The sequence below is a fragment of the Desulfobacter hydrogenophilus genome (assembly GCF_004319545.1).
GTDB lineage: Bacteria > Desulfobacterota > Desulfobacteria > Desulfobacterales > Desulfobacteraceae > Desulfobacter > Desulfobacter hydrogenophilus.
The window spans coordinates 117,964-133,388 of sequence record NZ_CP036313.1 but is presented as its reverse complement, the minus strand read 5'-3'; the positions used below and the strand labels follow the sequence as shown (position 1 = coordinate 133,388).

At 47.5% G+C, this 15,425-nt stretch carries 14 protein-coding genes; 4 read left to right on the top strand and 10 right to left on the bottom strand.

Translation table 11 applies throughout. From position 1 onward, the window contains the following. Positions 1-229: 229 nt before the first annotated feature. The 4 genes from EYB58_RS00645 to EYB58_RS00630 all read right to left on the bottom strand — a co-directional run bounded on the left by EYB58_RS00645 (position 230) and on the right by EYB58_RS00630 (position 1,984). Positions 230-427, bottom strand: coding sequence for a ferredoxin (locus EYB58_RS00645; protein WP_111954102.1), 198 nt, complete (start codon positions 425-427; stop codon positions 230-232). Then, the gene (locus tag EYB58_RS00640; RefSeq protein ID WP_111954100.1) at positions 427-657 is read right to left on the bottom strand and encodes a hypothetical protein; all 231 of its coding nucleotides are present in this window, start codon (positions 655-657) and stop codon (positions 427-429) included. The genes EYB58_RS00645 and EYB58_RS00640 overlap by 1 nt, the downstream gene beginning before the upstream one ends. Before the next feature lie 48 nt (positions 658-705). After that, positions 706-1,404: a DVU0298 family protein gene (locus EYB58_RS00635; protein ID WP_111954098.1), complete on the bottom strand. Its 699-nt coding sequence runs from the start codon at positions 1,402-1,404 to the stop codon at positions 706-708. Between the two features lie 232 nt (positions 1,405-1,636). Then, on the bottom strand, positions 1,637-1,984 hold the full coding sequence (locus EYB58_RS00630) for a hypothetical protein (protein WP_111954096.1): 348 nt from the start codon (positions 1,982-1,984) through the stop codon (positions 1,637-1,639). Between the two features lie 369 nt (positions 1,985-2,353). Between EYB58_RS00630 and EYB58_RS00625 the strand changes: the two genes are divergently transcribed. Then, the gene (locus tag EYB58_RS00625; RefSeq protein ID WP_170299744.1) at positions 2,354-3,034 is read left to right on the top strand and encodes a transglutaminase-like domain-containing protein; all 681 of its coding nucleotides are present in this window, start codon (positions 2,354-2,356) and stop codon (positions 3,032-3,034) included. 364 nt (positions 3,035-3,398) lie between these two features. Here the strand turns inward: EYB58_RS00625 and EYB58_RS00620 are convergent, their stop codons facing one another. The 3 genes from EYB58_RS00620 to EYB58_RS00610 form a co-directional block, all read right to left on the bottom strand. After that, positions 3,399-3,596 (bottom strand): ferredoxin, encoded by a 198-nt coding sequence (locus EYB58_RS00620; protein WP_111959491.1) that lies wholly within the window; start codon positions 3,594-3,596, stop codon positions 3,399-3,401. Between the two features lie 324 nt (positions 3,597-3,920). Continuing rightward, positions 3,921-6,200 carry a phosphoenolpyruvate--protein phosphotransferase gene (ptsP, locus tag EYB58_RS00615; protein ID WP_111959497.1) on the bottom strand — a complete coding sequence of 760 codons (2,280 nt, stop codon included), beginning with the start codon at positions 6,198-6,200 and terminating at the stop codon, positions 3,921-3,923. A 177-nt stretch (positions 6,201-6,377) separates the two neighbouring features. Then, positions 6,378-6,878, bottom strand: coding sequence for a rubrerythrin family protein (locus tag EYB58_RS00610; RefSeq protein ID WP_111959489.1), 501 nt, complete (start codon positions 6,876-6,878; stop codon positions 6,378-6,380). A 462-nt stretch (positions 6,879-7,340) separates the two neighbouring features. Here EYB58_RS00610 and EYB58_RS00605 point away from each other — a divergent pair, with 462 nt between their 5' ends. Further along, complete coding sequence (locus EYB58_RS00605) at positions 7,341-8,669, top strand: alpha/beta hydrolase (RefSeq protein WP_111959485.1); 1,329 nt, start codon at positions 7,341-7,343, stop codon at positions 8,667-8,669. 84 nt (positions 8,670-8,753) lie between these two features. On the opposite strand, the gene EYB58_RS00600 is transcribed toward EYB58_RS00605, so the two are convergent. Further along, on the bottom strand, positions 8,754-10,568 hold the full coding sequence (locus tag EYB58_RS00600; protein WP_111959483.1) for an acyl-CoA dehydrogenase: 1,815 nt from the start codon (positions 10,566-10,568) through the stop codon (positions 8,754-8,756). 271 nt (positions 10,569-10,839) lie between these two features. Between EYB58_RS00600 and EYB58_RS00595 the strand changes: the two genes are divergently transcribed. Both EYB58_RS00595 and EYB58_RS00590 read left to right on the top strand, forming a co-directional pair. Beyond that, positions 10,840-11,316, top strand: coding sequence for a 2-thiouracil desulfurase family protein (locus tag EYB58_RS00595; protein WP_111959481.1), 477 nt, complete (start codon positions 10,840-10,842; stop codon positions 11,314-11,316). 72 nt (positions 11,317-11,388) lie between these two features. Next, positions 11,389-12,231 (top strand): FRG domain-containing protein, encoded by an 843-nt coding sequence (locus tag EYB58_RS00590; protein ID WP_111959479.1) that lies wholly within the window; start codon positions 11,389-11,391, stop codon positions 12,229-12,231. 38 nt (positions 12,232-12,269) lie between these two features. Here the strand turns inward: EYB58_RS00590 and EYB58_RS00585 are convergent, their stop codons facing one another. After that, entirely contained in the window at positions 12,270-13,433 is a 1,164-nt protein-coding gene (locus EYB58_RS00585) for an ABC transporter substrate-binding protein (RefSeq protein ID WP_163354538.1), read from the bottom strand. A gap of 61 nt (positions 13,434-13,494) precedes the next feature. Further along, positions 13,495-15,375: a TonB-dependent receptor plug domain-containing protein gene (locus tag EYB58_RS00580; RefSeq protein WP_111959475.1), complete on the bottom strand. Its 1,881-nt coding sequence runs from the start codon at positions 15,373-15,375 to the stop codon at positions 13,495-13,497. Between the last annotated feature and the right edge of the window lie 50 nt (positions 15,376-15,425).

Genomic DNA, 15,425 nt, shown 5'->3' with positions numbered 1-15,425 from the left:
GCAAAATGTGTAGCTTTTATTTTTTCCCAAAGCCCTTAGGACCGCAGATTAAATAAGTTGGGCAGAAATAACGCCGAACTTTGGTTCATCTACAAGGCGCATTAAAGGTTGAATACAGGCCTATTGGATCTTTGATGCAACGAAGTAGATGGGCCAAAAGGCAAGCTATTTCGTTCAAGTTATTTAATCTGCGGTCCTTATGATTGAAATGAAAATTTTTTTTGGGGAATTACTCCCAGGAAATACAGTCTTTGGGACAATTTTTCACAGCTTCAAGGATATCTTCATCATCCTCATAGCTGTCAAGGGATAGTATATCCACATAACCTGCGTCATTAATTTTAAAGACATGGGGGGCCACGTCAATACAGACCCCGCATTGGTTGCAGCAGCCAAGATCAATTACCGGTGTCTTTTGTATGCTCATCAAATCATTCCTTTGTCAATGGATTCAACCCACCAGCCTTTTAACATATGAGCCTGTTTCTCTTTTTCTGCAAGATCAAGAAGTTTGTATCCTGTATCCAGCAAAATCCCATAAAGCACACCGCATCCCGGATCTTCATGGTGTTCATATCCGATCTGTGCCAGTTCTATCATTTTATGAGCCAGCTCAATGGTGCGTACGATGTTTATGTCACATTTTTTTTTCAGCATGGCAAATTCTCTTTAATCGTTTTACACCAGGGTAAATAAAATTGGTAATTATTCATTTCCGGCCAGGATCTGTTCCGGGGTGCAGGCATGAAGCATATCCGATATACGGGTAGCCGTAAAATTCCACCCAGTGTAAATATCAATGTTTGTTTTGTCTGTCTGGATAACATTGGGCAGACCCATGGATTCGAAAACATGAGCATTAGACAATGCCCTGATGGCATATCCACGCTTTACCGGATCTTTAGAAGAAAGATGCTCTTGGAGCTGTTCTCTGGTGATATCGGTCAGATCTTTGGGTGCTGTACCAAGATATGTACCAATTCCCCACAAAACGCCGCGCTGTAGCATTTCATGTTCAATGTGGTTGCCTTTGTGATCCAGATAGGAAAAAAGGATGCTTTTAAATTCCCGGGCCAGGGCCGGGCTTTTACTTAAAATTTCTCCCATAGCCTCAGGTGATCCCCAGCCGATGCCGCCGGATTCGTCGTTCAAGTTCCACATGATCCGTCTCAAAATTATTCTGGCTTTTTCCATGGAATGATCCGCAATCCTTGCAGCAAGCTCCCCCATGGCGGTCCCGCTGCGGAACTTGATCAGTTCCTCCTTGTTGTAAAAATAAGAGAACAGATGTCCGGTGAGTTGGGCATCCGGAATCTGAGCAAGCCTAACCAGGGCCTGGCTGCGACTGCCTAAGGCAAGAATTTCGCCCACCTTTTTTTTTGTCTTTCTGCCGTATGGTTTCATGGCTGTTCTCTTTTTAATGTTATTGCGGTTGACCGCCTTTGAAATTATCCTATGCGGTTCTTAACTTACGTTAAAATAGCACAAATTATGCCAGGCCGGTTTATGCCTGGCTGTTGACCTTTACCCTATCATTGTGAGCTCTTTTTATATAAAAGAATTGAACTAACCTATTAGTTTCTTACATAATTTGTTGTGGTCTGAACTCGGTGAAAGACCAGGTCGGCCATGGCCGTTATATGAACTGCCCTAAAGCACTGAATTTGACCTTGAGTTCATGGATGTGTTTGTCATAGCTGTGCATTTTTATAATAGCCCGGGTGATTAGATAGCAGCCCAGAACGATCAATCCAAGGTTGAGAATACCAAAGGGGATAACCAGGTGCAGCACGTTGAAAATATTGTAATATTTGGAGGTGGCAATCAAAAGTCCGATCACGGACAAGGGCAGGGCCAGCACTGCAATCCCGGTTCTCATAACAGCAAGGGATGTTCGTTTCTCAGCCAGGAGAAGCTGTACTTCGTTGATGACAATGGAATCAAATTTTTCAAAATTGCCGGCGATATCAATTTGTTGTGTCAATGATTTTACTCCATTTTTAATTTTAGTGTGATTCAATTATGTCAGCCATTGAAACGTATTACGATTTTAATTTTTTAAACAAGATTCATTCCAGAAGTACAGGCCTGCCTGTTTTTTCAGGGCGTCGGGAGAAACAGCATTGAATCGTATCAAACGACTTACCAATGCGTGTTTCAAATGGTTTGAGAAAAAATGTTCGGCGGGGTTGAAAACACAGCCAGGATTCATTTGTCTCAAAGTTTGACACACAAATGTGTCTCGATACAGGTATCGCTATTGATTTAAGGACAGGTAACCAGTATAGCAGACATGTGGCGCAACCCCGGAATTGGGATTTATATTCACAATTTAATTTTCAGGATAAAAGATATGGATATTGACCAGCTCTTCTTGTATGGTGCACCGACGTTTTTTATTGATTCGGATCATGAAAAAATCATTGCATTTTCATCCCGGCATGCAGGACCATCAGATAACCCGGTGAAAAAGGCTGTAAGCATTTTTTACGCTGTCAGGGATCAGATCCGGTATGACCCCTATGAGATTCCTAATCACCAAGAGGGCTTTAAGGCAAGCCGAATTCTGACCGAAAGCAAGGGCTTTTGCGTGTCAAAGGCTGTGCTTTTGGCCGCCTGTCTCAGGGCTCAGTCCATACCGGCCCGGCTGGGATTTGCCGATGTAAAGAATCATTTAACCACGCCCAAGCTCAAGGCAAAAATGGGTACGGATCTTTTTAAATGGCACGGATATACTGATATCTTTTTGGAAGAAAAATGGGTCAAGGCAACACCGACATTCAACTTGAGCATGTGCCAGGCTTTTGATGTCCTGCCCCTGGAATTTGATGGCCGGGAAGACAGTGTGTTTCACCCCTTTGACGCCAAAGGGCAGCGGCATATGGAATATGTTGAAGACCATGGGCATTTTGCGGATCTGCCCTGGGTCAGGCTTATGGAGGCCTACCGGATCGCCTATCCCGGATATTTTGAATCGGGTGGGATTTCAGGCGATTTCAATGCCGAGGCAAAGGCACTGCATCCTGATAAATGAAAAATAAGGTTTATAAGGATTGTCTACTGTGCTCATTCACCTGAAAAACTGAGCTTGTCAGACGAGTAGTCCTCGCCTCAAACACCTCGGTTTGATCTGCTTGATTTAACATAGCAGGCCTCAATAACAAAAAATCATCACCCTGCCTTACTCCCCCCCCCCCCCCCCCCCCCCCCCTCAACAATTTTCTAAACAGGCAATTTAGGGTCCCAATTATCGGTTTAAGGTCAACCCCGGGGGAATTTGAAACCTGTATTTTGTTTTTTCAAACAATTGCATGCGCCCGACCTGCAGGGTGCCTACATCCCATAAACACCAAACGATGCAGTATGCGAATGAAAAAGTACAATAAGAACATCGTGCATTATTCATCCTTCCAAAGGATACATTGAACCGGGCAGTCTTCTATCGCTTCGTCAATACATTCTTCGGAACCTCCTTCCTCCATAATAACAAATGCCACGTTCTCCTGGGCGTCAAACCCGAAAACTTCTGGACAAAGCTCCACACAATTTTCACAGCCAATACAGTCTTCCGTTTCAATATATACTTTTTTGCTCATGATATTTTCCTTTCATAAAAGCAGCTGAAATATTTCATAAACTAATATCTCTTTTAAGCAGATTTTTGCTTACAACTGAACCACTTGCATCGTCGACAAATTTTTTAAGATTGAAAGATGTTCCTTTGGGTGCAACCGATGGATCATTCATTTCTATCTCCTTTTTTGACGAAAATATTATACTGCCATTGTATAAAATTATCCACTCTTGATTTAAAAGGGGAAACTACTTGTAATGATTAAATCGTAATTAGTTATCACCAAGCACCTGAAAAATGAAAACAAGTACTCAATATTTATCTATAATAAGGAAAAAACAAATCCTCATTTGCCGGGCCCGGTTTTCAACACCTCGGCAGCATCCTTGACCCGGGTTTGCTTCAGCAGAAGACGTGCATACGCGCTTGCCCGGGAAAAATTTGTCCTCATGACCGTGGCCTGGACCCTGGGCAGAAATTTGGGGTCCACGCTAAGGGTGGTGATACCTACGCCGATCAGAAAGGGGATGTGGTCGGGATCATGGGCCATCTCTCCGCACACGGATACATCAATATCGTGGCGGATCGCCGCCGCTGCAATTTTTGCAATGCCGCAGTTTACGGCAGGATGATAAGAGATGTAGTGCTCGGCCACCAGTTCGTTGCCCCGGTCTGCACCCAACATATACTGGATAAAGTCATTGGTGCCAATGGAAAAAAAATCTGCCAGTTGCGCAAATTCATCTATGGTGGCAAGCACAGAAGGCAGTTCGACCATCATGCCTACCTCAGGATCGTTTTTGTGGGGTACCCCCTCCTGTTCCATTTGATGGATACATTGCGCCATTACCTGTTTTGCCGTTAAAAATTCGTCAATGGAAGAGATTAATGGGAACATCAGGCGAACTTTTTCCCTGCCATGGGCCGCCCTTAAAATGGCTCTGATTTGAGCCCGGAAAATATGGCGGTGCTTTAATGAAAAGCGAATGGAGCGTAAGCCTAATGCCGGGTTGGCCTCCTGGATAAAATCAGTGTGTTTTATGACCTTATCTCCACCGGCATCCAGGGTGCGCACCGTGGTGACGGTTCCCGGTTCAGTTTTGTCAAATAATCCTTTATAAATAAGGTATTGTTCGTCTTCCGAAGGGAAATTGGACCGGATCAAAAACGGGAATTCCGTACGGTAAAGGCCAATGCCTTCAACTTTTAGCTCCCGGGCCAGCTGAATTTCACTGAGCAGGTTGATATTGGCAAGCAGCCGGATGCGTCTGTTGTCAATGGTGTAGGTGGCCGGCTGCATCTCCCGGGTCTTTGCCCGCTTTTCAGCCTCCTGTTTGCCCTTGAAAATGGAACGGGTGTTTTCGTCCGGATTGATGTAAATGTTGCCTTGGCCTGCATCCAGCAGCAGTTGGGTGGTGTCGGGCAGGTCTATAAAGACTGGATCATCGGCAATAATCAGCGGAATGGACAGGGATCGGGCAAGGATGGTGACATGGGAGGTAACGCCACCGCCCACCAGCACAATTCCCCTGATGCCGTCGGCGGTGAGTTTCATCATGTCCGAGGGGTAAATGTCCTGGGTGACAAAGATCGTTCCCCTGTCAGGGGTTTTGGGCGTGTGTACGGCCTTTAGATGGGACAAAAGGCGTATGCCTAAATCCTCAACATCCACAGCTTTTTCCTGCATATAGGCATTGGGATTGTCCGAAAAGATTTTTATGTATTTCAGGACGATCTGCTGGATGGCTGCCACAGGAGAGATGCCCTGTTCTATCAGAGCTTTCATTTTTCCCGTGAAATTTTTGTCCTTGAGCATCATGAAATGGGCCGTGAATATTAAAGATTCGCTTTCCGGAAGACTTGCGGCAAATTTATCCTGCAGCTCCTTTAATTCATCAATAGTTTTTTCCACGGCGGTTTGAAAATCAGCCAGGGAATAGGTGATATTGGAGGCGTCCGCTTCAAACAGGATGGCCTTGCGTTTTTTCCTCGAAGGCCGGATCGTGCCAAAGGCTAAGCCGTATCCATCTGGTTTGCCTTTAATAAAAACAGGGAGTTCTTTTGAAATGATGTCTGCATCTTCGTTTATATCCGCCGACTCAGACGCCAGGGCCATGAGCAGTCTTGCATTTTCAATGGCACCGGCCAGCTGGGTGGCGGCTGTTCTCAATGCCCGCTCATCAAGCAGGGTAAAATGGTCCATCTCCCGTCGCTGGACTACCAGAACACCGATTTTCACCACCCCACGTCGGATGGGGACACAAAGAAAAGAATTAAAAGGTTCTTCTCCGGCATTGTCAAAATATTTGAAACCCGGGCTTGTTCTTGCGTTTCCCACCCGCAGGATTTGGTCCTGGGAGAAGCATTGCCCTACTAAGCCCTCTCCGGGCAGCATCCTGACCCGGTCAACGGCTTCAGGCTTCAGACCCCGGGTGGCTTTCAGGACCAGGTTTTTAGAGCGGGAATCAAAAAGGTAGATGGAGCAGACATGGGCCTGGAGGTGCTTGGCTACAAGTTCGCTGGCACCGGTTAAAAACGCTTCAATGTCCGATCCGCTGGTGATGATGGAAGCAAGTTGCCCCATGTCGAACAGCAGGTTAAGATGGTCGGGTTCTTTTCTATTCATATTATTTTTATATGAGCATATTTCCAAAAAATACATAATTCCCTGAACGGACAGTGGTTCAGTTTAAAGCTTTACGTTGGAACAAGAACATTGCCCTATTTTGGGGTCTCATGGCTTAGAGTGTTGACGGGCCGGACCCAAGGTCGTTCATAATGACCGGGTCCGGCGAGTATTCGATTAGTCAATTTGGACAAATTTGGATTGTTTGGCGGAGCAGATCGGACATTTTTCAGGGGCTGCGCCCAGTTCAATGTAACCGCAGACCGAACACAGGTAAAATTCGCTGACATCCAGATCTACACCGTTTTTAACGGCTTCCAGGGCTTTTGCGTAGAGGTTGGCATGCACTTCTTCAGCACCCAGGGCAAATTTAAACATGATTTTGGCCTTATGGCCGTCCGCCTCCGCCTGTTCCAGCATGGGCGGATACATGTTAGAGAACTCTTCGGTTTCGCCGTCAATGGCGGCCTGGAGATTATCGGCGGTTGACGCAATCATACCCAAGGCGGCCAAATGCCCCTCGGCATGAATCCGTTCTGCTTCGGCAGTGGTTTTAAACAGTTTTGAAATATTTTTAAACCCTTCTTTTTCGGCTTTTTTGGCAAAAGCCCTGTATTTCTGGTTGGCCTGGCTTTCGCCTGCAAATGACTCTTTCAGATTTTCATTGGTTGTTGCCATTCTTTCCTCCTTATTTAAGAAATTGATAAAAAGCTGAATTTATATATCGTACCTTGCCTTTTTACTATTTTCTTGAATTTTTATCAATCATTGTATCGGTCATTAACATCGTGAATAATTATTCGGCCCATGGGGATGTTCAATTATTTCTGGGACAACCGCTGTTCAGTTCTGCCCGGCTATAATCCGGTTTTCCGGAGATCCCGGTCAGGCGAACTTCTGCTGACTTGTTCTTCTAATACGGGTCGTAAAAACTATCCGGGGTTGTCTGATCATGAATGTTACCATAAAATGATAGGCATTGTCAGGATCATGTAAGCTTAGGGTGATGGGTTTTTCGTGTCCTGCTCAGCCGGCACCAGAGAGATGTATAGATGAACCCATTAAACCCCTTTTCGAGGAGTAGGCAGCTCGGTTGTGATTACGGTCCATGGAAATTTTTTCAGTCAAAGGAGACTCAATATGTTCAAATTTAAGATAAACGGGTTTTTTATTCTTTTTTTGTTTTTTCTTGCGTCCTGCGCTCCGAAACCGTCTTTCCTGAAAGAAAGCGGCAGTCCGAGCGGCGTTCCTTCATATCCGGATTTGCCCTTCAGTCAATATGTTCAGGACAGCAGGGAAAATATTGAACAGATCCTGAGAAACCTCCGGTTCGCCAATGGTGCCAAGCCCTATCTTGGCGAATATTCGGCTGCCCAGGCAGCAGAAATGCGGGGGCCCTTTGAACACCTTCCGGAAAAGGGCAGCACCGGGCCCGGCAAAGGTAAGGGCTTTCTGCTTATTCACGGGCTCACGGATTCGCCTTACCTGATGCGCAGCATAGCCGACTCCCTGCACCAGGCCTATCCCAACGGAACCATCCGGGCTGTGCTGCTGCCCGGCCACGGTACGGTGGCCGGAGATTCCCTGAACATGAAGCATACAGACTGGATGGCTATCACCGACTATGGGGTCCGCAGCTTTGAAAAGATGGAGAGAATTTCCGATCTCTACCTGGTGGGATTTTCCACCGGTACGGCCCTTGCAATTCGCCATCTGCAGAACAACCCCCAACGTCCTAAAATCAAAGGACTTATCCTGATCTCTACAGCCGTAAAGGCCAAGTCCGGGGCTGCCTTTCTCAGTCCCTACCTGTACTGGGTAAAAGACTGGCTCGACACATTTGAAGAAAGAGACGCGGCGCGATATGAATCATTTTCCGTTAATGCCGGCGCCGAATTTTATTTGCTTACCAAGAACATCATGAAAAGTAAAATCCTTATTGACGTTCCCGTACTCATGGCGGTCAGTGCCGACGATGAAACCATTGACGCCAATGCAGCCCGGCAGTTTTTCTGTGACCGGGTGACCGCCCAGCGCCGCGGTCTGATTTGGTATGCATCCCGCCATGCCGAGCGGAATATTGATCCACCCTGTGAGGCCATTAAAGAAGTTAAACTGGGGCCGGTTGACCGGGAATTCCAGGGAACCGTATACCGGTTCGCCAATTATGCCCATACGGCCCTATCCATGAGTCCCGCAGATCCCCATTACGGGGTTAATGGCAAGTATCACCAATGCAAAGCTTATGATACCCCGCCGGACATGGCAGCTTTCAATAAATGCCAAAAAGGCTCAGCCAAAACTATTTTTGGCGAAAAAGACATTGCCTCGAAAGCGGCCAAAAAAGAGCTGGATTACGATTACTGGAGAAGAGGAACTTTTAACCCGGATTACCCGAGACTGGAAAGGGCCATAATTTGCTTTGTCGATGAAGCCTGCGACCTTCAAAGATCTCTGGATGATCAATAAATGGATATGCAGAAAGATAAAAGGCTGCCCGGCTTAAGTATAAGGCAGCCTCTTTAACGTGATCTGCGGTTTGTTAAAACGGTCTTAGCTGGGAAACATGTTGTCTTCAATCTCCACAGCTACGGTGCTTGTGCCGAGCAGTGCCGCAAACCGGCCCAGGGTGATGGGCAGTACGGTCTGGGTATAAAACTCAAGGCTTTTGATAACGCCTTGGTAGAAGGGGATATCTTTCTTTTTGGCCTTTGCAAGTTTTTGGACAGCGGTCACGCCGCGCCACAGCAGCATCCATGCAAAAATGGTGTCTCCGGTGGCATCCAGGAACGGATGGGCATTGGCAAACGCGGCAAGCATTTTGGGGCTCATGGCGGTGGTGCCCATGTGAATGGCCACTTCACCTAATTTGTTTACCACCTCTTCAACCTTGGCCGCTGATTTTTCAAGGGCTGGGATATCCTTGGCCTGGGCAATTGTTGCCTGCATTTCACCGAACAGGTCCATGACGGGTTTGCCTTTGTTCATGCCAAGTTTGCGGCCTAGAAGATCCATGGCCTGGATACCGTTGGTTCCTTCGTAGATCAGGGTGATTCTGACGTCACGCAGCAACTGGGCCATGGGATACTCTTCGATGTATCCGTAACCGCCGTAGACCTGCATACCCTGGGAGCATATCTCAAAGGCCCGGTCTGTAACATACCCCTTGGCAATGGGGGTGAGTACTTCAACAAAACCTTGGTATTTAGCCTTTTCTTCGTCGGTTGCCGCATATTTGGACATATCAATGCAGTAATGGACATAATAGATCAATGTACGCATGGCTTCTACATTGGACTTCATCACCATGAGCTGGCGCCGCACATCAGGGTGGCGAAAGATGGGGACGGTCTGGGCATCAGGGTTCATGATTTCTGTCAAATCCCGGCCCTGGATACGGTTTTTGGCATAATCCAATGCATACATATAAGCTGCGCCGGCACAGGCAAACCCCTGGACACCTACAAGCAACCGGGCTGCATTCATCAACATGAACATGGCTTTCATGCCTTTGTTTTCTTCGCCTAGGAGGGTACCTATGCAGTCGCCTTTGGCGCCCAGGGACAAGGAGCAGGTGGAGTTACCGTGGATGCCCATTTTGTGTTCAATACCGGTGCAGATGACATCGTTGAATTCGCCCAAAGACCCGTCTTTGTTAACCCTGAACTTGGGGACCAGGAATAAGGAGATGCCTTTGGTGCCGGCAGGGGCGCCTTCAATGCGGGCCAACACAGGATGGATGATATTTTCTGTCAGATCATGTTCGCCGCCGGAGATAAAAATTTTTTCACCCACAATGTTGTAAGTACCGTCGCCGTTAGGGACGGCTTTGGTGGTCAGTGCACCCACATCGGAACCGGCGCCCGGTTCGGTCAGCAGCATAGTGCCGGTCCATTTGCCGGTGTACATGTTTTTAAGATAGGTGTTTTTCTGCGCTTGGGTACCAAACTGCTCAACAAGGTGGCCTGCACCCTGGGTGAGGGTGACGTACATCATGAACGGGTAGTTGGCACCGTTGAAGTATTCAGCGGTTGCCGCGGCAACGGTGAAAGGCATGCCCTGTCCGCCCCATTGGGGATCTTCTGTGGGGGCCAGCCATTCCCCTTTATTGAACAGATCAAATACGCGCTTGAAAGACGGCGGCGTGGTGACCTTGCCGTTTTCAAGTGTGCAACCGATTTCGTCTCCTTCCTTATTTATGGACAGGAGCTCTTTGATTGCCAGATTTTTTGCTTCTTTAATCACCATATCAATGGTTTTTTTGTTGAAGTCGGCGTAATTGTCGTTCAGTTCCGCAAGGGTCTGCGCCTGAAGGAGCTCGTGAACGACAAATTCAATGTCCCGCTGGTCGGAAATTACCTGTGCCATGTGTCCTCCTCACTATGGGATTCGTCTGGGATTTTTAATGAACAAACCTTCATTGTAATTTTTTATTTATATTCTGAGTTTGTGTTATTTCCCGGATATCAATTTTATTTTGATCACATTTTAATTACAATAATTTATAAATAAACGTGGGTTTTTGTTTTATTTTGGGGAATGATGGCTCTCCAAAATGAATTGCCATTCATTGCATTAATTTTGTTTCTTAGTCAAGAAATTTTTACAAACCAAGGCAATGTTGATATATAGTTCCACCATGAAAAAAATACTGATTTCAGCCTGTCTTCTGGGACAGCCAGTGCGCTATGACGGCAGGTCCTGTCCCTTTGACTGCTCACTCATAAACCTGTGGCAGGCCAAAGGGTTGCTGGTTCCGGTCTGTCCGGAAATGGGTGGAGGACTTCCTGTGCCCCGGCCGCCAGCAGAGATCACACCTGGCGGCGGTCCAGGGGTGTGGGCGGGAACCGCCCGGGTGAGGACTCGGCAGGCCGATGTTACGGAATTTTTTATCAAAGGAGCACAGGTAGCTTTGGACAAAGCGGTTGCATGTGGTATTAAAACAGCCTTTTTAAAACAGAAAAGTCCTTCCTGTGGAAGTTGTCGGATTTATGACGGCAGTTTCAGCCGGTCTCTTGTGGACGGTATGGGCGTAACAACCGCGCTTTTAAGGCAGAACGGCATTCTGGTGTTTGGTGAGGACCAGATAGACGAATTGCCGTTTAAACAAATATGAAATTTATATTTTGGGCATAGGCCCACAAAAAAATAAAGGAACCGGGGCCGCCCGGGGGAGGGAGAAGAGTTTATGCCGGACATCATAGTCGATTCCTGGGGCATGCTCCAGGAGGAATTGTTCAAAGGTGCCTGGAATGATGCCATCCAAAGGTATCGGCCACCCTTTGTTTACCGGGGCCTGTCCGATGCATCCTACCGCCTTGAAACCTCTTTGATGCGCCTGGGTGGGCCGTTCTGGTCCCTTGAAAAACATCTGCTGCGTAATTTTCGTAAATATTCCCGGGCCCAGGGACGGGAAGACCCCGATTCCTTCTGGCATCTTCTGGCTGTGGCCCAGCACCACGGACTGCCTACCCGCCTCATGGACTGGACCTATTCACCCTATATTGCCCTTCATTTTGCCCTGGCCAACCTTGAGCGGTTTGACCTGGACGGGGTGATCTGGCGGATAAATTATAAACAGGTCCATGACCGCTTGCCGTCAGAGCTTAAAGGACAACTGGCCGCAGAAGGCGCCCAGGCTTTTACCGTGGAGCTGCTCACCAGTATCGGCCAGGAAAGTCCGGACTGCCGCGTCGGGGAAAAAACGTTTCATCAGTATGTTGAGACGTTAACCCAGTTTGATGCCCTGGGGCGGTCCGAAGAGTTCCTGCTTTTTTTTGAGCCGCCATCCATTGACGAGCGAATTGTGAACCAGTATGCACTGTTTTCAGTCATGCCCAATCCCCGCCGCGTCATTGATGACTGGCTGAACCTTCACGCTGATCTTTTCCAGCGCATCATTATTCCGGGGAGCCTTAAGTGGGAATGCCGGGATAAACTGGATCTGTGCAATATCACGGAGCGAGTGCTGTTTCCCGGCCTTGACGGGTTGGGATCCTGGTTGAAACGCCATTACAGTCCTAAAATATGATCCTTGTCTTTGAATACCATGCAGATGTTATGACGCGCTCAACGTTCAAGCACAAATGCCCATTGGGAAAGAATGGAAGGATATTCAATAAGACTGGACTGGATAAAACCGGGCAGATTGTAGATCGCCTGGTTTTTTATTGCCGGAATGTTTGCCAGTCCCGGGCTCTGAACAAGTGCCTGGGCTATGGCCTTTTGGACGGCAAACCCGTCACCCGTGATGATGATGGCATCGGGTGCGGTTACAATTAAACGGTTGAGCTTGCGGATGGAATAATGCCCCTTGGCCGGTTTCTTTCCCGATTTGACCATTTCATGGCCTACATTTATACTTTTCAGTGCAGACAAAAGAAATTGATCAGCATACCCGCCCGGGCTTTCCACCCGTAGAAAGGATTTGCCTGAGGATGCCTGGAACACGCCGTTAAGAATCACCACCCGTTTTGCAAAGTTCTTTTTTTCTATATTTTTCATGACTTTTGCCAGGTTCTTTTCATAGTTGTCCAGAAGCATTTGCGCTTTATCCGCTTTACCTAAAATGGCGGCCATCTGGTTGACGGTTTTGGCCAGGTCATGGGAATATTCAACAACCGTTACGGATAATCCCTGGTTTTCAAGCATACCCGCTATTTTTTCCGGGTGCAGTTCCGGAACCAGGGCACAGAAGGGATTGCCTTTTTCAATGATCACTTTTTTTATCTGGTGGGCTTTGGCAAAACTGATCAATGGTTTGGCTTTTTTCTTTTGCAGACAGTTGGGACAGCCCAGGACCTGGCAGGATGTTTTCAAGGTGTCGCACAGCGGCCATAAAGAACAGCGCACTGACATTGCTGCAGGCAGTACTCCAAGATTGTAGGCAATATCCACAAGCCGGTCCCCGATGATGATGATATCGGCTTTTTCGGGTATCTGTGTGGCAGATGCCATGCAGGGTGCAGTATTGAACAGGAATATGCCTGCGGCCAGAATGGCTGTGGCCGTGGCAAGTTTTTTATGGACCGGCTTGTTTAGCGCCCTGGCCGGGGTTCTGCTTTCACCTTTGGTCAGCATGGTTCGCAGTATGTTCAGGCTGAACAGTAAAATAGAGATCAAAATTAAAATACCGCTGGCAACTACAAAAGGAAGCCTCACTCCTTCAATAAAGCAGAACAAAAGAAAAAACAAAGAGGTGATAATAAACAGTTTCGCCATTTTTTGGGGCATGATCATTTTCTCCTTACAGCAGTGATAAGAATTATCTGTTATAGTCTAAGTAATGCTTGACCTAAAACCGGATGCTGAGTCCTGCATAGGCATTGGCCGGTTCTACATAGGTCACGCCGTCATATGCTTTTTTTTCATTCAAAAGATTATCAATGCCGGCGAAAATCCGGATCTGGTTTGGAAAATCCTTTGAGAAATAAAGATTCACAGTGACATATCCGCTTTTGTCTTCGTCATCCGATACATGCTGATCGCCGATATAGTTGATGCGGGTGGCGGCACGAAATTTGTAGCCAGGATGATAATAGGCCAGCCTGAAAATGCCTTTTATATCCGGGCTGCCATCAAGCTCTTCTCCGGTCTCTTTATTTTCCGTGTCCAGCCAGGTGACGCAGGCGCCGGTGCTCAAGTGCCAGGGAAGTCTTATATCTGCCCGGGCTTCAATTCCCTGGGTGTGGGCTTCGGCAATATTCTGATATTGGTAATAGGTTATTTTATTATTTCCTGAACCCGTGGTGGTTATGAACTTGGCATCAATCAGATTGTCGATATCATTCCTAAACGCAGTGATCCCTCCCGAAAAAGGGCCTTTGTCACCCTCAAGACCGATTTCATAGGACACAGACTCTTCGGGTTCCAGATCCGGGTTGGGATTGTACACATATTTCGCTTTGTTGTGGTAGGAGGTCACAAACAGTTCTGATATGGAGGGTGCTCTAAATCCTTTTCCAATGGAGGCTTTGAGCCTGAGGTCGTAAAGAATGCCGTAGACCAGAGATGCCTTGGGAGAAAACTGGCCGCCGAATTCGGAATGATCGTCATAGCGCAGGCCGGCTGTAATATATAACGAAGAGAAAATTTCAAACTCATCCTGGATGAAAATACTGGTATTATCAAGGTCGTTATCCGCACCTGTGCTGTCTTCCCGTCCTTCCTGCCGGAATTCGGCGCCAATTGATAGAAGATGGCTGCCCATAATCGGGCCGGTGTACCTTGCCTCTACCTGATTCAGCCAGCGTTCGGAATCCTCTTCGCTGGTTACGGGCGCTATGGGCGAAAATTGCATTTTATTTTCATGCTCGGAGCGGTAGGCCCGGACCAATATATTCCCGTCCTGGGCGATTTGATTATCGTACTGAATAAAATAATTGAGCCGCTGGTCTTCGGCATTTCGTTCACGGCTCTGGCCCTGGTAATACCGTTCCCCTTGGCGTTCCAGATCAAAATATTCAAATCCAGCGCTTAGATCTGATGCATCGGTCAGTGCATAGGCGATCCGTCCTGCTGTAGAATTCAGATCCTTATCGTCACCATCATCAGGGCTGTGGCCGTCGTCATTCCAGCCGCCGATGCTCTGGGTGGAACCCGACAGTATAAAAGACGTTTTTCCCAGCTTGGAGCCAACCCAGGCAGATCCCATACCGCCGTCGGAATCCTTGTCCAGATGGCTTTTGTACCGGGTGAGCACTTCGCCTGATGTCTTATCCGGTGCCTTCTTGGTGATGATGTTAACTACGCCTCCTATGGCATCACTGCCGTATATGGCGCAGCTGGGTCCCCGTACAATCTCGATCCTCTGGATCATAGTCACCGGTATCTGATCTGTGCTGGTAAAATCTTTGTATCCAGCTGCCAGGCGCCGGCCGTCAATGAGCACCAGGCTTCTTTTATTTCCAGTGCCTCTGATATTTGCAACCTTGGCCCGTCCGGAATCCGTGGACACCATCAGACCCATGGCCTGTTCCAGAACTTCGTTCACGGAAGTTGCCCCCATCTCTTCGATTTCCAGGGCCGTTATAACCTGAACGGATCCCGGGGCTTCTTCCAGGGTTTTTTCCGATATGGTGGCGGTTACCACCGTTGGACTGATATTTACTTCAGCCCAGAGCGGTAATGGAAACAGTAGAATAAACAATCCCATAATCTGCATTGTGGTTTTCACTTTTTCTCCTTTTCGTTTGTTTAGGGAGTTTATATTGTCTGATAATTTTA